This is a genomic window from Devosia albogilva (assembly GCF_042685625.1).
GTDB classification, from domain to species: Bacteria; Pseudomonadota; Alphaproteobacteria; order Rhizobiales; family Devosiaceae; genus Devosia; species Devosia albogilva.
Map to the genome: position 1 here is coordinate 3,283,511 of NZ_JBHUNP010000001.1, position 19,030 is coordinate 3,302,540.

The following is a 19,030-nucleotide window of genomic DNA, read 5'->3' on the forward strand; positions in this document are numbered from 1 at the left end:
CGGGCCTGGATGACCATAGGACGCCGCCCGGTTTCGCACTCTTGGCGGCGCGGGCGAAAAGATATCATGGCCCATTCCCCCAAGACCGGGCGGAGCCGAGCCGTCTTACCTGCATCGGAACCAGCAAGGACTTCTGCCATGAAACATCAGCTCCGCGCCCTGATTGCGGCAGGCTACTGCCTCATGACTCCCTCGGTGGCCGTGGCGGACGGCGAGGCCGGCGGCTTCACCGAGCTTCAGGTCGGCCGCACCCAGATCCTTTGTTACCAGGAACCGTGTCCCTGGAACGGGGTTTGGCGCGCCGACCAGCCCGCCGCCCCGCATGCCCTGCTGTGGAGCGGCGACTTGCCCCCGCCCATGCGCGGCTCGGAAGAGGATCGCCTCTACCTGCGTGAGAACTACAGCGAACACTGCACGCTGATAGCGGGCGGATTCCGGGACGGCGTGCTTGAGGTGGCCGAGGTTCTGGGGCGTTGCTAGGCTTGCTCGGTGCTGGCGTGTTCACTCCGCGGCCACGGGGCCGAAGGGGGCGGCGCCGGAGAAGTCCTGGAAGCAGGGCGTGCTGAAGTAGCCGACGATGTCGCGGTGGGGATTGGGCTCGAAGCCGGAGTCGAGGCTGTGGCTCTCTCCGCTTGCAGGATCGAAGGCCGCGATGTTGACGCCGCCATTGTCCAGCACGCGATCCCGGAAGACCTCCCTATTTCGCTCCCGCCAGTCGTCGGCCACCGCGGCGAGCACGCGACCGGCATCGTCGTTTTCAGCCGCCAGCCGAGTGCCGACCCAGACGGCATAGATGTCGTCACGCAGTTCGCCGCGAGCGCCTTCGCAGCGGTTGATGCGGACCTCGAAGCGCTCGCGCGTGACCGGCAGGCCGGCGATGAAGGCTTCGATCTTTTCGGCAAAGGCAGCGGCAGTCTGGACGCTGTCCCGCTGTTCGATGTCCGACTGGGCGGCAGTTGGGGTTGCGGGCAGGCAAAGTGCGATGCAGAGGGCGGTGAGCCGGGCTCGAAAGCCGGTCCGGCGGCTGTGAGATGATGCGGTCATGCTGGTCCGATCCCTTCCTCGCGGCAGTCTGGCGTGGTTTGTTGCCCAATAGGACGATAGGGCAGGGAAGACGTTTGGCGGCCGTCACGCAAATATCTTGGCGTTGGAGCCAATCCTGAGCTTCGGCCGTCGTCCAACAGACGAGAATCACCGATGGAGCAGTCGCGATGCGAAGGACGGCATTGGCCATAGGGATCGTTGCAGCAGTCGGGCTCGCCGGTGCCGGGCTCTATGGCTTCGTTTGGGGCGAGGAGCCCCTCGCCAGGGGCGAACTGGTGGAAGCGCTGCTCGAGGAAGCCGACGAGAACAAGCTGACCGAGGTCTTTGCCCGCTTCGTGCCGGTCGAGGCCGGTTTCGACCAGCAGGCGGCCGTGCTGATCGCCAATGGCTTTCGCTGCGGCATCCGCCCGGCGAATGTGGAGGGTAGCAGCTATCTGACCTGCGACCGCCCCATCGAAGGCACCGGCTATTGCCGCGGGTTTCAATTCTACAGCTACCGGACCGAGGACGGCGAGATCATCGATGTCCTCGGATCCGCCTTCGACGGCGAGCGCCACCGGAACATGCTCGGCCGATGCGAGAACTTCCGCCAGAGCTTCTTCGACCTGGCGGATGATCCCGGTGAACTGGAGCTGGCCGCCGAACCCTAGCGGATCAACTCCAGATAACCGTCGCGCAGGATGGTCAACACGAGAGCGAGCGCGACAAGCGGGGTCTTGAGGCCTGAAAGAGGGCTGAAAGAGGGGAGGCTGAAGTCATGGAGCGATACTCACCGCGGGAAAGGACAGGTTCGCCAAGGCGTTGATCGCCTCGCTGCGCATGGCACCGAGGCCGGTCATGAAGCTGGTGGCACCATCCTCGCCATAACCGCGACGGCTGATGGCCACGAGCGCGACACCTTCACCATCCCCGAGCGCCTGATAGCGGTAGGCATTCCATTCGACGATCACCGGATCAGCCTCGAGATCGCTGACAAGGAAGTCGAGGAGTACCTCTCCCGTAGCGTCGTTCCGCATCAGGTCGTAGTTGAGCACCGGGTCCACGCCCTTGCGGGCTTCGAGTGACTGGATCTGCGATGCGGCTGCATCCATGGGGGTGAGGGCGCCGATAACGGCCTCAACCAGGATCATGTCCTGGTAGGTCTCGACCTGCTGGCCCGCCGGCACATATTCCTGCTTGACGTAGTTTTCGGACGGTTGCGACGTCCAGGCCAGAGCGTAGTCCTCGCCCTGGAAGGAGATCGGGCCCGGCACACCGAGCAGGTCGGACTGCGCGGCGCTGGGCATCAGCGTCATGACCGCAATGGCCGCAGCCCCGGTGATTGTCTGGATCGGTCGCAAGATAGCCTCCAAGCTGGTTTCGTGAATAGGACGCGATCCGGCACTGTAGTATTGGCCCCGCCCGAGTTTTTTTGTTTTCCGGGAGGACCAATAGCGCAGGGCGCCATTGCGTCTCATTATGGACGCTTCCGAGGAGACGAAGCCATGTCCCCATTGCGTTCCGAGGTCTTGCCAGCCATTCGGCTGTCTCGTCGGGCGAAACTGGCGAGGGTGGTTGCGGCATCAGCGTTGGTGAGCGCGGCCCTTGTAAGCGGGCCTGCCGCCGACAGCTTGCCCCAGGGGATGGACGGGCTTGTCGTGGTCGAGCTGAGGCGGCTGCCGCCGCCTCCGGAGCCGGTCGAGGCAGGTTTTTGCGACCATCTGCTGGTGGAGCCCGGTACCGCCGGCGGCGTCGAGGTGGCGGCGCTCGGCTGGGCCGTCACCGGCGAGGTGTCGCTGGGTGGGTTTGAGGTGGTGAGCTTCGTCGGCGGGTTCGAACCCGGCACCAGCGGCTCATGCCGCTCGAACGACGGCAATGTGGCGCTTTTCGAGAGCGACCAGTTGCGCTGGCTGGTCTATGGCGAAAAGGGCGCGAGCGGACGCATCGGGAGCATCCAGCCGTTCGAGGATAGGGCAATCCGGATCTGGGGTGGCGACTTTCTCCCGCAGCCAGTTGCCGACCTGCATGTCGATGCAAGCGGGGCGATATCCCTGGCGGCGCTGGCCGATGAGGAGCAGTTTTGCGATGGCGAGGCTACGGTGCCCAACATCTACGGCATGCCGATCGCGGCAGCGCGCGAGGAACTGGCTTCGGCCGGTTGGGGGCCCCTTCTGGGCATCCTTCCCGGCGAGCCCGCTGACTCGCGCGCCGAGGCGCTGAAGGCGGCAGGTATCTACGAAGTGCAGTCGTGCTCGCCAACTGGCTTCGGCTTTTGCAGCTTCCGCTATAGCGGCCAGTTTTCCGAATTGTCGGTGGTCACGGTGGGGGAAGGGGCGCCGTCGGCGACTCCGGAAGTCGCGCGCTACAGCGTCTCCTGCGCCACGCCGGGGGTGGAGTAAACAAGCGGGAGCGCCGCTACTCTGGACAACGCCCCCAAACCTCGGTCTCGGCCGCAGTTCGGGCGACCATGACATCCGGCCCAGGAACCCAGATCTCCTGACCGCCCTCGATTACGGCTTTCATCTCGGCCAGCACTTTCTGCTGCTGACTCTGAGGAGCATCCTCCAGTCCATAGATGGAGAGAATATAGTCGTCCTCGAGAACGGTGCTGAACGTGCGTCCGACGTCGACGGCCACCATGTCGAACGAACCGTGGTCCTCGCCTGTCGGTGAGCGCTGGTCGACATGGACGCGGTCGGGGCCGGTCACGGAGTAGGTGACGATGTTCTCCCAGTCGTCGGCGCACAGCCGCTCGATGCTGCGCGCCAGGCGGTCCCTGGACGAGCGGTCTTCCGGCTCCCAGTTCCGGACAGTGTTGTTCAGCGTGAACCAGCGGCCAGCGAGGTCGGCGACGATTTCGGATGCAGCCTCGGGGCCGCCCAACTGCTGCAATTCGCCGGTCGCGACGAGCGGAGCGATCCTGTCGATCTGCTCGGCAATGCGTTCGGAAGCAGCGGCTCCCGGGATCGACAGCAACGCCAAGGCAGCAGCGGTAAGGGGCAGCGGGTTCAGCATCGATTTCTCCTTGGGTATGCGAAGGGGACGGGGGCTCTCAGGCCCAGAAGGGGTCGAGCCCCATCAGGACGTAGCTCATGGTGCCGGCAAAGGCTGCGAGGCAGAGCCAGATGAGGGAGTGGAACAGGTTCACCAATGGCCATTTCAGCCAGGCGCTCAGCACCTGCAGCGTGACGAGGGTGAGATAGGCGGCCGGATAGAGGATGAGCCCATAGAAGCCGAGGCTGAAGACGTCTTCGTCGGCCGTGCCGGCGAAGGCCGACGCGCCCATGATCCAGACCAGGAGCAACGGCATCGAGGCCATGGCGGCCAGCAACGGCGGCAGGGCGAGCAGGAACTGCGTCCACTTGGAGTGGCCTTGCCGCCCCGCGGCCGGGGCAGCTCCTCCGGATTGCGCCAATCGCGTTTCCGCCGTCACGACGCCTTTCCGATCTGCACGACAGTGAAGTCGCGGCGCAGATAAGCATCGAACAAGGCCTGGAAAACGGGATTGCGGAGCCCGGCGTCGCTGGTGCCGGCCACTTTCAGAGTTGCGGCGCAGAGGCCATCTGGAGATTGGATGGTGGCGGTTTCCATGTCGCCCTGCGCCTGGGTTGGCATGGTATCGCTCCAGCGTTGGGCCATCTGTTCGGCAGCGCGCTCTGCGGTGGCGCAGTCGGCATAGGTCAGCGAGATCAGAACCGCCGGCTGCTCGCCCTGCGCATCGGCAATGAAGCCGCCGAGATAGACGGGGATGCCCTCCGTTCCGGCCTCCAGCTCGGCTTCGAGCTTCTCGCGCATCATGTCGAGGTCGAGGCCAATGAGCGCGATGTCGAGGTCGGCCGCGCCGAGGCCGAAGACCGGCGTGATCAGCATGGCCTGGACGAGCAGGTCGTCGCCGAGTGCCGCCTCGAGCCCGCCCAGCGCTGCGGTGACAACTGCGCTTTCGGCCATACTTGGCCGTTCCTCGAGCAGCACTCCGAACGGCGCCGGTACCGTCGCCTGGATGACTGCATTGCCCTTCGCTGCCGCGAAGGTGGCGGCCCCGACCCGACTGCGCCATGGATCGGCTGGATCCATCTTCGTGGGGTCCATGGCCAACGGCTCACCATTGCCGATCACGCCCTCCGGCGAGACGGAATCGAAGTCGGCGGCGTCGAGAGCCGAGATCAGGGACGCGGCAGCGTCCTCGTTCTCAAGGCCCCAGATGGTGATGGTCGTCGGGGCATCGCCGAAGCCGGCGAGATAGCGGAGGTCTTCGACGTCAACGAAGGACTTCTCGTTCCACGCCTCGGGGCCGCGCAATTGCAGCGCATTGTAGGGCGGCAGCATGCCGCCGATCATCGCCCGCGTCAGCACCGTCGGGTTGAGCCCTTCGGCGCCCGCCAGCGTATGGAGCGCGGCCACGTCCACGAAGTTGAACTGGACCGCCGCCGGGTTGCTCAGGACCGTTTCCGGCATCTTTGCCATGGCGTCCTCCAGCGGATCCAGGCCCTGTGCAAGGACAGGGAAGCTGGCCGTCAACAACAGGGCAGCGGCGGCAGCAAGGCGCATGATCGGTCTCCTTCATTGTCGTCGCAGGTAAGACGCGTGATCGTGCGCTGTGATTGGTGGGATGGGAAATTTCTGGCCCAAAGGGTCGAGCAGGGGTGCCGCCGCCGTGGGGTTGGACGGCCGGTGCAGCTGCCGGCCGTCCCTTCCGATCACTGCACGACCACGATCGGCGCGCCCCAGCGCACCCGCTCGTAGAGGTCGATCACGTCCTGGAAGAGCAGCCGCACGCAACCGCTCGACACTGCCTTGCCGATGGTAAGGGCATCCATGCTCCCATGCACCCGGTACAAGGTGTCACGGTTCCCCTGGTGGATATAGAGCGCCCTCGGCCCCAGGGGATTGTCGAGCCCAGGTTCCATGCCGTGGCGATACGGCTCCAGTTCAGGCTGGCGAGCGATCATCTCTGACGGCGGCGTCCAGGTCGGCCATTCTCGCCCATAGGCGATGTGGCCGCGACCCTCCCAGGCGAAACCCTCCCGGCCGATGCCCACGCCGTAACGCATGGCTCGGCCATTCTCCATGGTCCAGTAGAGAAACCGGTTGGGTGTATCGACCACCACTGTGCCAGGCGGCTCGCCGGTGATGTTGGCGACCTCCTGCCGCCAGTAAATGGGGTCCACGAGGTCGATCCGGGCCGCCGGAATCGGGAAGCGTTCACCGGGCACCGCCGCATACATCGACAGGATCTCGGGTGGAACGGGCGGTGCTGGAGGAGTTACCGGCGTCGGCGGAGTGGTGGTTGCGCAGCCGGCAAGGGCAAGGGCTGTAAGGCTGGAAGCGCCGAGCATCACCTGTCGGCGGTTGAGAAGCAAAGTTTGCATGAGGGTTCCTTCGGCAGCCGCGGCTGCCGCTTTTCGAGAAGGGCAAGGTGGATGAAGCCGGGCCTGACAAGCCCGTGCAGCCCATCACCCTCTCGGTGGACGGAACCATCCTCGGAAGACGAAAAGCGCAGGTGTGGCCTCGCTCGCGACTGCGTATTGCGGCTGGCCGCGGGCAGCCATGAAGCCAACGGCCACGGGCATCACCGCCGGGGAAGGCTGGCAGGGAACGGCCTGACCGTTGACCTTCTTGCCACACCGCTTGAACGCCGGCGCCGGTTCGAATTCTGCAGTCGGCTCGATGCACTGCCCGCTGCTGCTCACGCTCCAGAACTCACCGGAACTCGCCGCATGCGCCATAGTCGCGCCGCCTGAACTGGCGAGCGCAAACAAGACAGCGATGACGAGCAGGAAGCGATTCATCGAGCGTAATCTACCGGTCCGCCGGGCAAAAGCGAGACGCTTGCCCGAACTTTGATCGAGCACAATCTTTGGGGCACTGTCATGGCAGATACAACTCGTCGCGGGCTATGGCGGTAGGCACGATGGGCGGCAAGCGCCCCGGGGAGTCTCTCATGAGGCATTGCTACCGCCTTCGCAGTGGTCTCCGCCCATGCAAATGATCTATGCAGGCGAAAGCCAGTTTGATCGGAATGCCCGCCTGTCGGAGACACTGAATGAGCGAAGTCTACATCTGTGATTACGTCCGCACGCCCATCGGACGCTTCGGCGGTGCCTTGGCCTCCGTGCGTCCTGACGATCTTGGGGCCGTGCCCCTCAAGACACTGATGGAGCGCAATGCGGGCATCGACTGGGACGCGGTTGACGATGTGATCTTCGGGAACGCCAATCAGGCCGGTGAGGACAACCGCAACGTGGCGCGCATGAGCCTGCTGCTGGCGGGACTGCCGGTGACGGTGACCGGTACCACCATCAATCGGCTCTGCGGGTCCGGAATGGATGCGGTGTCGACGGCCGCGAGAGCGATCCGCGCCGGAGAGGCGGAATTGATGATTGCAGGCGGCGTGGAATCGATGTCGCGGGCGCCCTTCGTCATGCCGAAGGCGGAATCGGCATTCTCTCGACAGGCAGAGATCCACGACACCACCATAGGGTGGCGCTTCATCAACCCGCTGATGGAAGCGCTGCATGGCACAGACTCCATGCCGCAGACCGGGGAAAACGTGGCTCGCGAGTACAATGTCAGTCGCGAAGCACAGGATCGCTTTGCGGCCGCCAGCCAGGACAAGGCGGCAGCGGCGCAGAGCAACGGCCGCCTGGCTCGCGAGATCGCACCGGTGCTGGTCCCGCAGCGCAAGAACGAACCCGTCGCGGTTGATACGGACGAGCACCCGCGCGCTGGGACGACGACGGAAACCCTGGCCAGGCTCAAGCCTCTCTTCCCCAACGGCACCGTGACCGCCGGCAATGCATCGGGTGTCAACGACGGCGCGGCGGCACTGATCATCGCCTCGGAGGCGGCTGCCAGAAAGTTCGGCTTGACCCCTCGCGCGCGCATCCTCGGGGGCGCGACCGCCGGCGTCCCACCGCGCATCATGGGCGTGGGACCGGCGCCTGCCAGCCAGAAGCTATTTGACCGTCTTGGTCTTTCAGTCGCGGATTTCGACCTCATCGAACTCAACGAGGCCTTTGCCAGCCAAGGCATTGCCGTGTTGCGCGAGCTCGGGGTTTCTGAAGACGATCCGAGGGTCAATCCCAACGGTGGCGCCATCGCGCTCGGGCATCCTCTGGGCATGAGCGGTGCGCGTATCGCCGGAACCGCTGCTCTGGAGCTCTCCTTGAGTGGCAAGAAGCGCGCCTTGGCCACGATGTGCATCGGGGTGGGGCAGGGGATCTCGCTCGCCTTGGAACGAGTTTGACCGAGGAAACGGCGCGGACTTGCTGCCGTGTCGCGGTCAGGACGGCTCCGCCCCCCGTAGTCACATAGTTTCCGGCTCTTGCACCAATGTGACGCCGAACTGAGCATGCACACCGGAGCGGATCAGCCCGCTGAGCTGCTGCACATCCTCGAAGGTGGCACCACCATGGTTGACGAGAACCAGGGCATGTCGCTCCGACACCCCGGCGCCCCCCAGGCGATGCCCCTTGAAACCGGCGCGTTCGATCAGCCACGCCGCAGAGAGCTTCACCGACCCATCCGCCTGCGGGTAGTGCGGCACCCCCTCGATGGCATCGGCGATGCCAGCCGGAACGATCGGATTGTGGAAGAACGAACCGACATTGCCCTGCACCCGCCAGTCGGGCAGCTTGGCTTGCCGCACCGCAATAACCTGCGCCCGGATCTCCGGCGCCCCAGCGCTTGAAGGCAGGTGATCGATACCCGAATAGGTAAGAACCGGCGCCCAGGGCTGCGGCAGACGCAGGCAAACTGACGTGATCAGGTATCGGCCGGGCACCTGCTTGAAGAGGCTCTGCCGATAGGCGAAGCGGCACTCGGCCGCAGAGAAGGTGACAAAGCGCCGTTCGACGGTGTCATAAGCCCGAAGCGAGTTGAACCGGTCCGCCAACTCGATGCCGTAAGCGCCGATGTTCTGGACCGGCGCCGCGCCCACCGTTCCTGGAATCAGGGAAAGGTTCTCCAGTCCCCACAGGCCCTGGTTCACCGTCCAGCCCACGATTTCGTCCCAGTTCTCGCCTGCCGCGATCTCGACCAGGGTCCCGCCGCTCTCTTCCCCGACGATCTTCCGCCCCCTGAGCGCCATCAGCACCGCGATGCCTTCGAAGCGGGGGCGCATGACCAGGTTGCTGCCGCCCCCAAAAACTCGAACGGGGAGGGCAGACGACGCAGCGGTGTCGAGCAACTCCGGGATCTGGGCCTCGTCCTCCAGAAACGTCCCGAAGCTGGCGTGTGCCGGTAGACCGAACGTGTTGTGAGGGCTCAAGTCGAAGTCTGCCGTCAGCCCGGGAAGTTGGATCATCATGCAGCGCTGCTTCTGGTTGAGTGAGAGAGGCCTACTTGGTGAACGCAGGGCTTGGAGTGCCGCGCCACCTAGCCAAGAGTGTGTGCGCTAGCACAACGGTTCACCGGAATGCCAGCCCGCCGGCATGTAGGGCGCCAGGACAGCCCGACCTTCTGACCGGCTGCCAGACCTGACTCCTGGCCTATCCTGCAACTCCAGCGATCACGCGGAAAGCTGCAGTGGCGCTCTCTGCGGCAGGTTCAGCACCTCCACCAGCGAACGGTACTCGTGCCGGGCATTGATGTGCGACATGGACGGAGCGCCACCAAGCAGGTCGGCGTCCAGAGGATCGAACACCGTCATCCCGGTCAAGAAGAGCGACCGGAAGATGACGCGCTCGGCAATACCCTCGGCCACGCGGCACCCGAGCGCGCCCGCCAGGCGCTCCACCGTTTGCTGCACGCGGCTGGCATTGTGCGAGCCGAGATTGGAGATGCGGTTGCGCACCAGCACCCAGTCGATGTTGCGCCCCGATTGCTCCTGCCGCTCGGCCCGCGCCTTCTGGACGTTGCGAGAGTAGGGGCTGGCCTCGAGCGGCTCGCCGGTGCGAGGGTCGATGCGGGCCAGCACGTCGAGATCGATCATGCTGTCATTGATCGGGGTGATCAGCGTATCGGCAGCGCCATGACTGAGACGCGCCAGATTGCCGTCGAAGCCGGGCGTGTCGATGACGATGAAATCCACTTCGTTCCGCAATCCATCCATGGCGCGGTTGAACAGGTCGAGTTCGATGCGCTGGTTTTCGCGGATGGAATCGCCCCAGGCGGTGGGCAGATGAACATGCTTGGGCATGAGCACATTGCGCCCGCTCGTTTCCGCCGTAGCCCGGCGATTGCGGACATAGCGGGTGAGTGTCTGCTGGCGGCTATCCACATCGATGGTGGCAACGCGATGGCCTTGATGGAGCAGGTAGACGGCCAGGTGCAGGGCGGTCGTCGACTTGCCCGAGCCGCCCTTTTCGTTCCCGACAGCAATGATGTGCGCGCCGCCGCTGACCATGTATCGACTCCATGCTGGAGGTTGAATCCTCCCCCGCATCAACGGATTTCATGGTTAACAACGCCTTAAGGCGGGACAGTCTTCGACACTGCGACGTTCATTGCCCGGCAAGAATCGGCTAGCGTGCCGCCGAGGGCCATTCGATGACAGCGATCATCTCTGCCGCCGGCGTGGGCAAGACCTTCCGCCAGCTCAAACGCGAGTCTGGTCTTCGCGGGGCTCTGGGCAGCCTCTTTTCTCGTACCTACAACTCTATCCGCGCCGTCGACGGCGTCTCCTTTGTTATCGAGTCGGGCGAAGCCGTGGGCTATCTCGGCCCCAATGGGGCCGGAAAGTCGACGACGATCAAGATGATGACCGGTATCCTGGTGCCCAGCGAGGGCACCTTGCGCGTCCTCGGTCGCGAGCCGCACGCCAACCGGATGGTCAACGCGCGGGAGATCGGCGTGGTCTTCGGTCAGCGCAGCCAGTTGTGGTGGGACTTGCCGGTCCGGGACAGCTTCGCGCTCAATCGCCACATTTACGATATCCCGGCGCTCCGTTTCGCTGAGAACCTGCGGCTGCTGACGGACATGCTGGACATGGGCGCGTATCTTGATCGCCCGGTGCGCCAGCTCAGTCTCGGCCAGCGCATGCGGGCAGAGATCGCGCTCTCCCTGCTGCACGATCCCAGGATCCTTTTCCTCGATGAACCGACGATCGGGCTCGACGTCGTCGCCAAGGATGCCGTCCGCAAGTTCCTGGCGGAGGTCAATCGCCAGCGCGGCACCACCATCATCCTCACCACCCATGACCTGGTGGACATCGAGGAGATCTGCCCGCGCCTGATCATGGTGGACGATGGCAAGCTGCTCTTCGACGGCGAATTGAAACGTCTACGGGCCACCCTCGGCTCACGCAGGCGTCTCAAGCTCGAGTTTGCAACCGATCCCGGACCCATCGCCCTCTCCACCGCGACGCTTGCTCTGGATGAAGGCGCGGCCAAGTACTATCTGCTCGAGGACGAGACTACATCGCTCATCGATGTCCTCAACGAGGTCGGGCGCGGCCGCAGCCTCAAGGACGTGAAGCTGGAAGAGCCTGACATCGAGGAGGTCATTCGCACCTTCTACCAGAACAAGGCTACCAGGCAGGGAGCGGTGGCGTGAAAGGCGGCGCCTATCCCGCCTTCGCCTTGACAGCCTTCCAGTCGCGCCTTGCCTATCGCAACCAGGTCTGGGCCAGTGCCTTCGGCGAGCTTGTGGTCAGCTATGCCTTCATCGCCATCTGGAGTGCGGCCTTCGCCGGTCGCGTGGTTGCCGACGGTGCGACCCTGCCGCAGATGATCACCTATGTGATGGTTGCCGGGCTCCTCTACTGGAACACCGACCGGCTCATCAATGACGTGGGTGATGCGGTGCGGACCGGCGACATCACCATCTTCCTGCTCAAGCCGCTCAACTATCCGGCGAGCCTGCTCGCCACCCATTTCGGTCACTACGTCTTCGACCAGCTTGTGGTGACGCTGCCGGTTTTCGTCATCATCGGCCTGACGGTCGGCCTGCTGCCGCCCGCAAGCATGTTTCACGCCCTGGTGTTCATCCCGTACTGGGCGCTGTCCTGGTTGATGCTCTTTACGCTCGCTGCACTTTGCGGCCTGCTGGCCTTCTGGTTGCTCACCGTTTTTGCGCTCGAGTGGTTCCTCAAGGGAATCATGGCACTGGCCTCGGGGGCGATCGTGCCGCTCTGGTTCATGCCAGGCTGGCTCGCCGGCATTCTCGGTTATCTCCCGTTTGCCTGGGTGAGCTACTATCCGTCAGCCATCTACCTCGGCAAACTCGATCCCTCGTCGGCTTTTCTTCACTTCGGCATCGGCGCCGCTTGGTTGGCGGCGCTGCTGAGCTTCCTGCTATGGCTGTGGTCCCAGGCCCGCCAGCGCCTCACTGTGCAGGGAGGCTGAGCGTACTGCACGACATCACGCTGATCCCTCACCTTGTGCGAATGTATGTGCGCACCCGCATGGAATATCGCGGTGCCATGTTCCTGGCCTGGTTGTCGCAGGGCTTCAGCTATGCGGCCATGTACGCAACCATCGCGCTGATCATCGCCCGTTTCGACAATCTCGGGGGTTGGGTATGGGCCGACATGGCTCTGCTCCTCGCATTCCACTTGCTGGCGTATTCATTGGGTGCGTCGCTGAGCTTCACTCAGTTCCGCGACATCGAGGAGAAGGTTCGCCTCGGCACCTTTGACGCCGTGCTGATCAAGCCGGTTGGTCCTTGGACCTTCCTGGTGTTCTCCGGCATCAACATTGGCTACGGCGGCCACATCATCCTGGCCACTGCGCTGATGACCTGGTCTCTCACCCAGGTGGAGGTCGCGTGGTCGCCTGTGGTCGTCGTCTACTTCTTGGCTTCGCTGGTCAGTGCCGCCATGCTCACGGCGGCCCTGATGACCATGATCGGCACAACGGCGCTGGTCTGGGTGCGGTCCCGCCACTTGTTCTCGATCTTCTTCGGCTTTTGGGAACTGGCCCGCTATCCCCTGAACATCTTTCCAGCCCCCTTGCAGCTGCTGATGGTGACATTCGCACCGCTCGGATTTCTCGCCTTCGTGCCGGTCGCCGTCATCTTGGGCAAGCCGGTTCCGATCCTTGCAGACTGGGCGCCGGTCGCCTCGCTTGTTGCCGGTCCGGTCTTCGGCCTACTGGCGATGGCCCACTGGCGCTGGTGCCTGCGCAACTATCAAGGCGCTGGAGGATAGCGACGCCTTATCGGGCGCGGCGGGTCACCGCCGCCAGGAACTCGGCATAGGAGCCACTGGTGGCGCGAGTCAGCAGGGTTTCCAGCTCCGCCAGGGGCGCCTCGGAGTCGTCCACCCGCAGGTCGAGGAGCGGATAGGCCTCCCGTCCATAGACCTTCAGTGCCGCCGAGCCCGTTCCCCGGCGGTCTCCCCCCGCTTCTGCCCCCGCGGTCAGCGCCGCAAGCAGACGGGTGCCCAGATCGGCAGGACGGGAGTAGGCCGCCAGCATGGAGTGCAGCACGGCCTCACCGGCAAGAATGTTCCCGGCTACCGCAACACCGTCTCCTGGCAAATGCCCGGCGAAGCCTTCGCATTTCGAACCCGTCCAGCCGACAGTCCGCCCCATGCGGTCCACGGCGATGATCTGCCGACGCTCCCGCTCCGCATCCCGTTCGAGTGCAGCTTCCAGCGCCTGCTCGATGGGCGTTTCGCCCAGACCCTGCAGCAGGTCTACGGCCAGATAAGGGTTGGTCATGGCCTGCGTCGCCACCACTCCCATACCCGGCAGACCATGCGGCACCAGCCAGCCCACGAATGGCCCGGCCGTTGCCGTCGCCACGCCAAGATCGCCGGTGTCGGGGTCGCGTCCCACGATCGAAAAGGTCATCAGCGTTCCTCTTGGCCAGAATTCATCCGCATCAATTGGGATTGCCAGTGTCATTTATGCTGATAAATTCGCTGCAAGCCTTTTGTCACGGTTGGAGCCGATCGGCAACGGGCAGGGAACAGGAGGAACTCATGAAGCTGAAGTGGACGGGCTTGGCCCCGCTGATGCTGGCCACCGCACTGGCGCTTGTCTCGCCGGCGATCGGCCAGACGCCGCCCAACGTGCTGGTGGTCGGCCAGATTGCCGAACCGGCATCGCTCGACCCGCACGTGTCGACTGCGTCCAACGACTTCCGTATCGCCGTGAACGTCTATGACGGGCTGGTGCGCAACACGCCCGGCACCCTCGAGATCGAGCCGGCACTGGCCACCGATTGGACCATCTCCGACGATGGGCTGGAATATACCTTCAACCTGCGCGAGGGCGTCACCTTCCACGACGGCACGCCGTTCAATGCCGAGGCGGTGAAGTTCAACTTCGACCGCATGCTGGACGAGAACCATCCCTTCGCCTCCACCGGCCCGTTCCCGCTCGCCTTCTTCTTCTCCTCGATCGAGACCGTCGAAGTCGTCGATGACCTGACCGTCAAGTTCACTCTCAACGAAGCTTTCGCGCCGCTGATGTCGAACCTGGCCTCCCCCTCGGGGCTGATCGTGTCGCCCGCTGCGGTCGAGCAGCACGGCGCCGACTACGGGCGCAATCCGGTCGGCACCGGACCGTTCAAGTTCGAGGAGTGGCAGTCCAACACGCGCGTGGTGGTCTCCCGCAACGAGGACTACTGGGATGGCCCGGCACCACTTGAAGCGGTGATTTTCCGCCCGATCGTGGACGCCAATACGCGTGTCGCCGAAATGCTCTCCGGCGGCATCGACGTTCTGCTCGAAACTCCGCCCGACAACGTCGCCCAGTTCCGCGATGATCCGAACTTCCAGCTCAAGGAGGCCGTCGGCCCCCATGTCTGGTACGTGATGCTCAACGCCAAGGAAGGCCCGTTCGCCGACAAGCTGGTGCGCCAGGCAGTCAACTACGCGGTGAACAAGGAAAGCCTCGTCAACGACGTGCTGCAGGGTACCGCCGACGTGTCCGCCGGTCCCATCCCGCCGGCCTTCAACTGGGCCTATAACGAAGAGGTCGAGCCCTATCCCTATGATCCCGAGAAGGCCAGGGAACTGCTGGCCGAGGCGGGTGCCGAGGGTGCGAGCCTGACCTTCCTCGTCACTGAAGGCGGCTCGGGCATGCTCGATCCAGTACCGATGGGCACCGCCATCCAGGCCGATCTTGCGGCCGTCGGGCTCGACGTCGAGATACAGACCTATGAGTGGAACACCTTCCTCTCCGAGGTGAACCCAGGTCTCGAAGGCAAGGCGGACATGGCCCAGATGGCCTGGATGACCACCGATCCCGACACACTGCCCTTCCTCACCCTGCGCACTGCTGCCTTCCCGGACCAGGGTGGCTTCAACTCCAGCTACTACTCGAACCCTGAGGTCGATGCTCTGCTCGACCAGGCTCGGGTCTCGACCGATCCGGAAGAACGCGGCGAACTCTACCGGCAGGTCCAGGCCCTCGTTCATGAGGATGCACCCTGGTTGTTCGTCGCCAATTGGAAGCAGAACGCCGTCGTGACTGCCGCAGTCGGTGAGTTCGAGTTGCAGCCCGACTTCAGTCTGGTGCTCCGCGACGTCACCAAGCAGTAGCATTGGTTCGGGGCCGGCCATGGCCGGTCCCGCTCCCCGGCTCGGAGGCGGCGATGGGCAGCTATATCGGCAAGCGCCTGCTGGCGGCGATCCCGGTGATCCTGGGATTGTCGGTAATCGTCTTCTTGGTGATGAAGCTCATCCCCGGCGATCCGGCGCAGGCGCTGCTCGGCTCCTATGCCACTCCCGACAACGTGGAGCGGATCAACCGCGCGCTTGGCCTCGACCGCTCCTGGCCGGAGCAATACTTCATCTGGATCGGCAATCTGCTGCAGGGTGACTTCGGCCGCTCCTACATCCTCAACCGCCCGGTGCTGGATGAAGTTTTGGAGCGTTTCAGCGCCACGCTGGTGCTGGCCGGAGCGGCGCTGATAATCTGCTCCGTCCTCGGCATCCTCGCCGGGGTCGCCTCTGCGGTTCGCCAGTTCGGCTGGACCGATCGCATCGTCACCTTCTTCGTGCTCATCGGCATCTCCATGCCAGCCTTCTGGCTCGGCCTGATCTTCATCCTCCTGTTCGCCGTCCAGTGGCGGCTGCTGCCGGCCTCCGGCATGTATGCCGTTTATGGTGGTGGGGACCTGCCGGACCTGCTGCTGCACCTGGTCCTGCCAGCCACCACCCTCGCCATTGTCGCCACCGGCGTCGTCGCCCGCCTCACTCGAGCCGCAATGCTCGAGGTGCTCCGGCAGGATTTCGTGCGCACCGCCCGCGCCAAGGGCCTGAAGGAAGGTGCCGTGATCTGGCGGCACGCCTTCCGCGCGGCCCTGGTGTCGGTGATCCCGGTGCTCGGCATTCAGGCCGGTTTTGTCCTTGGCGGTGCCGTCTACATCGAAACGGTCTTCCAGTGGCCAGGCCTCGGCCAGATGCTGGTAAAGGCCGTATCCACCCGCGACCTGCTGCTGGTGCAGGGCGGTGTGCTGGTTGCCGCCACCGTCTACGTCCTCGTCAACCTCCTGGCCGACGTCGCCCAGGCCATGCTCGACCCGAGGCTCAAGGGATGACCAACGCCGCACTTCCCGCCGCCCCGCCGCGCCGCCGCAGCAATTGGCAACTGCTGATGGCCAACCGCCTCGCGGCCGCCGGTCTGTTCATCCTTGGCTTCGTGGTGCTGCTGGCGGTGCTAGCCCCCGTGCTGCCGCTCCCCAACCCCGATATCACCGATCAGCCGAACCGCTTGCTGCCGCCGCTGAGCCCGGGGCACCTGCTCGGCACCGACCATCTCGGCCGTGACATCCTCTCGCGCCTGATCTGGGGTACGCAGGTGTCGCTGATCGTCGGCATCAGCGCTACGGCAATTGCCGCTCTGGTCGGCTCGGTGATTGGGCTCGTCGCCGGCTATGCGCGCGGGGCGACCGACACGCTGCTGATGCGCTTCGTCGATATGCTGATGGCGTTCCCCTACATCCTGTTGGCCATCGCCATCGTCGCGGCACTCGGTCCGGGGCTGCTCAATGCCCTCTACGCAATTGCCATCGTCAACATCCCGTTCTTCGCCCGCAACATCCGCGGCGTCACCGTCTCCATCCGCAATCGTGAATTCGTCGACGCGGCGCGTCTGTCGGGCAAGGGCGATGTGGCGATCCTGTTCACCGAAGTGCTGCCCAACGTCCTGCCGGTGATCGTCATCACCATGTCCACCACCGTCGGCTGGATGATCCTCGAGACCGCCGGGCTGTCCTTCCTCGGCCTTGGCGCCCAGCCGCCGACCTCCGACCTCGGCTCCATGCTGGGGCAGGCCCGGGCGCAGATCTTCACCGCGCCGCACGCCTCCATCATCCCGGGCGTGATGATCTTCATCCTGGTGATGAGCATCAACCTCCTCGGCGACGGCATCCGCGACGTGCTCGACCCACGCCTGCGTTCTGGCTCACTGGCCCGGCCAATGGCGGTGACCCAGATTCGCCGCGAGAACCCGCCGCCCTCTAATCGTGAAAATGCTCCCGCTCTTGTCGTCGAGCAATTGTCCGCCGGGTTCGACGATTCCGGCCGCATCACGCCTGCCATCAGCGGCATCAGTTTCAGCCTCAACCGTGGCGAATGCCTCGGCCTGATCGGCGAAAGCGGCTCGGGCAAATCGGTGACCGCCCTGTCCCTGATGGGCCTGGTCGCCTCCCCACCGGGCGTGATCACCGGCGGCGCCGTCTATGTGGACGGCCGCGACGTGCTCGCCATGGACGAGAACCAGATCATCGCCCTCCGTGGCGTCCGCGTGTCCTACGTCTTCCAGGATCCGCTGACCACGCTGCACCCGCTCTACCGCGTCGGTGAGCAGGTCGCCGAGGCCATCCTCGCCCACCGTCCCATCGGCCGCCGCGAAGCCGGAGAACGTGCCGTCGAGTTGATGGAGCAGGTCGGCATCCGCGATGCGCGCGCCCGCTCCCGCGCCTTCCCGCACGAACTCTCCGGCGGCCAGCGCCAGCGCATCGGCATCGCCATGGCGCTCGCCAACGACCCGGACATCATCGTCGCCGACGAGCCGACCACCGCCCTCGACGTCACCGTGCAGAAGCGCATCCTCGACCTGCTGCAGGGCCTCCGCCGTGACCGCGGCCTCGCCATTCTGCTGATCACCCACGACTTCGGCGTCGTCGCCGATGTCTGCGACCGTGTCGCGGTGATGAAGAATGGCGTCATCGTCGAGCAGGGCGCCACCGCCGGCGTGCTGCGCAACCCGCAGCACGACTATACCCGGCGGCTGATCGCCTGCGTTCCGGAGCTGGGGGAAGGCCGCACCTTCCTCGACCGCGTGCGCCCACTCATGGCGGAGGGCCGCGCATGAGCGACGCAGCGATCGAGATGCGTGGTCTCGTCAAGCGCTTCGGCGGCGGCCGCAACCTGTTCGGCCGCGAGGCCGCCGTAGTCCACGCCGTCAGGGGCGTAACCCTGAACCTTCGGCGCGGCGAAACCCTTGGCATCGTCGGTGAAAGCGGCTCCGGCAAGTCCACCCTGGCGCGCATGCTGGTGGGCCTCGAGCGTCCCACCGAAGGCACCATGGTCATCGACGGTCAGGATTGGTCGGACCTCGCCCGCGCCGGCAACCGCGCCTTCGGCCGCACCATTCAATACGTGTTCCAGGACCCGGTCGCCTCGCTCAACCCCCGCAAGACCATCAGCGACATCCTCGACGTGCCGCTGAAGCAGCTCCGCGGCTATGACTTATCGCGCCGTCAGGCGCGCAAGCGCGAACTGCTCGACGCCGTGCAAATGCCCGCGGGCACGCTCGAGCGCTTCCCGCACGAGTTCTCCGGTGGCCAGGCGCAGCGCATCGCCATCGCCCGCAGCCTTGCCGCCGAAGCGCGGATCCTCGTACTCGACGAGCCGGTCAGCGCCCTCGACGTGTCGGTGCAGGCGCAGGTACTGCTGCTGCTCGACGAACTGAAGCGCGAGCTTGGGCTCTCCTACCTGTTCATCAGCCACGACCTGGCGGTGGTCGAAGCCGTCTCCGATCGCGTGGCGGTCATGTATCTGGGCGAGGTGGTCGAGGAGGGAGCGGCCGCGCAGCTTTTCGCCAGTCCTCGGCACGACTATACACGCGACCTGATCGCGGCCGCGCCGCGCCTCGCGACCTCCGGATAA

General features: G+C 64.9%; 21 protein-coding genes. 11 read left to right on the forward strand and 10 right to left on the reverse strand.

Features of this window, described 5'->3' with window-relative positions:
- The first annotated feature begins 138 nt into the window (after positions 1–138).
- Positions 139–480, forward strand: a complete 342-nt coding sequence (locus tag ACFSX5_RS16410; RefSeq protein WP_386834895.1) for a hypothetical protein — start codon at positions 139–141, stop codon at positions 478–480.
- 21 nt (positions 481–501) lie between these two features.
- Here ACFSX5_RS16410 and ACFSX5_RS16415 read toward each other — a convergent pair whose 3' ends face one another.
- Complete coding sequence (locus ACFSX5_RS16415) at positions 502–1,044, reverse strand: hypothetical protein (RefSeq protein WP_386834896.1); 543 nt, start codon at positions 1,042–1,044, stop codon at positions 502–504.
- Positions 1,045–1,226: 182 nt separating this feature from the next.
- On the opposite strand from ACFSX5_RS16415, the gene ACFSX5_RS16420 reads away from it, so the two are divergent.
- Complete coding sequence (locus tag ACFSX5_RS16420) at positions 1,227–1,694, forward strand: hypothetical protein (RefSeq protein ID WP_386834898.1); 468 nt, start codon at positions 1,227–1,229, stop codon at positions 1,692–1,694.
- 105 nt (positions 1,695–1,799) lie between these two features.
- On the opposite strand, the gene ACFSX5_RS16425 is transcribed toward ACFSX5_RS16420, so the two are convergent.
- The gene (locus tag ACFSX5_RS16425) at positions 1,800–2,384 is read right to left on the reverse strand and encodes a hypothetical protein (protein WP_386834899.1); all 585 of its coding nucleotides are present in this window, start codon (positions 2,382–2,384) and stop codon (positions 1,800–1,802) included.
- Between the two features lie 144 nt (positions 2,385–2,528).
- On the opposite strand from ACFSX5_RS16425, the gene ACFSX5_RS16430 reads away from it, so the two are divergent.
- Positions 2,529–3,422 carry a hypothetical protein gene (locus ACFSX5_RS16430; RefSeq protein ID WP_386834900.1) on the forward strand — a complete coding sequence of 298 codons (894 nt, stop codon included), beginning with the start codon at positions 2,529–2,531 and terminating at the stop codon, positions 3,420–3,422.
- A 16-nt stretch (positions 3,423–3,438) separates the two neighbouring features.
- Here ACFSX5_RS16430 and ACFSX5_RS16435 read toward each other — a convergent pair whose 3' ends face one another.
- The 5 genes from ACFSX5_RS16435 to ACFSX5_RS16455 all read right to left on the reverse strand — a co-directional run bounded on the left by ACFSX5_RS16435 (position 3,439) and on the right by ACFSX5_RS16455 (position 6,812).
- On the reverse strand, positions 3,439–4,038 hold the full coding sequence (locus tag ACFSX5_RS16435; RefSeq protein WP_386834902.1) for a hypothetical protein: 600 nt from the start codon (positions 4,036–4,038) through the stop codon (positions 3,439–3,441).
- A gap of 37 nt (positions 4,039–4,075) precedes the next feature.
- Complete coding sequence (locus tag ACFSX5_RS16440; protein ID WP_386834904.1) at positions 4,076–4,438, reverse strand: hypothetical protein; 363 nt, start codon at positions 4,436–4,438, stop codon at positions 4,076–4,078.
- A 14-nt stretch (positions 4,439–4,452) separates the two neighbouring features.
- Positions 4,453–5,571, reverse strand: coding sequence for a hypothetical protein (locus tag ACFSX5_RS16445; RefSeq protein ID WP_386834905.1), 1,119 nt, complete (start codon positions 5,569–5,571; stop codon positions 4,453–4,455).
- 149 nt (positions 5,572–5,720) lie between these two features.
- Positions 5,721–6,392 carry a L,D-transpeptidase gene (locus tag ACFSX5_RS16450; RefSeq protein WP_386834906.1) on the reverse strand — a complete coding sequence of 224 codons (672 nt, stop codon included), beginning with the start codon at positions 6,390–6,392 and terminating at the stop codon, positions 5,721–5,723.
- Positions 6,393–6,476: 84 nt separating this feature from the next.
- Positions 6,477–6,812 (reverse strand): hypothetical protein, encoded by a 336-nt coding sequence (locus tag ACFSX5_RS16455; RefSeq protein WP_386834907.1) that lies wholly within the window; start codon positions 6,810–6,812, stop codon positions 6,477–6,479.
- 254 nt (positions 6,813–7,066) lie between these two features.
- Here ACFSX5_RS16455 and pcaF point away from each other — a divergent pair, with 254 nt between their 5' ends.
- On the forward strand, positions 7,067–8,269 hold the full coding sequence (gene pcaF, locus ACFSX5_RS16460) for a 3-oxoadipyl-CoA thiolase (RefSeq protein WP_386834908.1): 1,203 nt from the start codon (positions 7,067–7,069) through the stop codon (positions 8,267–8,269).
- Positions 8,270–8,329: 60 nt separating this feature from the next.
- Here pcaF and murB read toward each other — a convergent pair whose 3' ends face one another.
- Together murB and ACFSX5_RS16470 are read right to left on the reverse strand one after the other, a co-directional pair.
- The gene (murB, locus tag ACFSX5_RS16465; RefSeq protein WP_386834909.1) at positions 8,330–9,331 is read right to left on the reverse strand and encodes a UDP-N-acetylmuramate dehydrogenase; all 1,002 of its coding nucleotides are present in this window, start codon (positions 9,329–9,331) and stop codon (positions 8,330–8,332) included.
- A gap of 201 nt (positions 9,332–9,532) precedes the next feature.
- Positions 9,533–10,369: a division plane positioning ATPase MipZ gene (locus ACFSX5_RS16470; protein ID WP_386834910.1), complete on the reverse strand. Its 837-nt coding sequence runs from the start codon at positions 10,367–10,369 to the stop codon at positions 9,533–9,535.
- 143 nt (positions 10,370–10,512) lie between these two features.
- Here ACFSX5_RS16470 and ACFSX5_RS16475 point away from each other — a divergent pair, with 143 nt between their 5' ends.
- From ACFSX5_RS16475 to ACFSX5_RS16485, 3 genes are read left to right on the forward strand one after another with little or no spacing between them, the layout of a single operon-like run.
- Positions 10,513–11,517 (forward strand): ABC transporter ATP-binding protein, encoded by a 1,005-nt coding sequence (locus ACFSX5_RS16475; RefSeq protein WP_386834911.1) that lies wholly within the window; start codon positions 10,513–10,515, stop codon positions 11,515–11,517.
- Positions 11,514–12,308 carry an ABC transporter permease gene (locus ACFSX5_RS16480; protein WP_386834913.1) on the forward strand — a complete coding sequence of 265 codons (795 nt, stop codon included), beginning with the start codon at positions 11,514–11,516 and terminating at the stop codon, positions 12,306–12,308. Before ACFSX5_RS16475 ends, ACFSX5_RS16480 begins: the two co-directional genes overlap by 4 nt.
- Positions 12,260–13,111 (forward strand): ABC transporter permease, encoded by an 852-nt coding sequence (locus ACFSX5_RS16485; protein ID WP_386834914.1) that lies wholly within the window; start codon positions 12,260–12,262, stop codon positions 13,109–13,111. The genes ACFSX5_RS16480 and ACFSX5_RS16485 overlap by 49 nt, the downstream gene beginning before the upstream one ends.
- A gap of 7 nt (positions 13,112–13,118) precedes the next feature.
- On the opposite strand, the gene ACFSX5_RS16490 is transcribed toward ACFSX5_RS16485, so the two are convergent.
- Complete coding sequence (locus tag ACFSX5_RS16490) at positions 13,119–13,757, reverse strand: DUF1028 domain-containing protein (RefSeq protein ID WP_386834915.1); 639 nt, start codon at positions 13,755–13,757, stop codon at positions 13,119–13,121.
- A 164-nt stretch (positions 13,758–13,921) separates the two neighbouring features.
- On the opposite strand from ACFSX5_RS16490, the gene ACFSX5_RS16495 reads away from it, so the two are divergent.
- Genes ACFSX5_RS16495 through ACFSX5_RS16510 form a run of 4 tightly spaced genes read left to right on the forward strand, consistent with a single transcriptional unit; the run spans position 13,922 to position 19,030 of the window.
- The gene (locus tag ACFSX5_RS16495) at positions 13,922–15,454 is read left to right on the forward strand and encodes an ABC transporter substrate-binding protein (protein WP_386835668.1); all 1,533 of its coding nucleotides are present in this window, start codon (positions 13,922–13,924) and stop codon (positions 15,452–15,454) included.
- Between the two features lie 53 nt (positions 15,455–15,507).
- Positions 15,508–16,455 (forward strand): ABC transporter permease, encoded by a 948-nt coding sequence (locus ACFSX5_RS16500; protein ID WP_386834917.1) that lies wholly within the window; start codon positions 15,508–15,510, stop codon positions 16,453–16,455.
- On the forward strand, positions 16,452–18,233 hold the full coding sequence (locus ACFSX5_RS16505; RefSeq protein WP_386834918.1) for a dipeptide/oligopeptide/nickel ABC transporter permease/ATP-binding protein: 1,782 nt from the start codon (positions 16,452–16,454) through the stop codon (positions 18,231–18,233). Before ACFSX5_RS16500 ends, ACFSX5_RS16505 begins: the two co-directional genes overlap by 4 nt.
- Positions 18,230–19,030, forward strand: a complete 801-nt coding sequence (locus tag ACFSX5_RS16510; protein ID WP_386834919.1) for an ATP-binding cassette domain-containing protein — start codon at positions 18,230–18,232, stop codon at positions 19,028–19,030. The genes ACFSX5_RS16505 and ACFSX5_RS16510 overlap by 4 nt, the downstream gene beginning before the upstream one ends.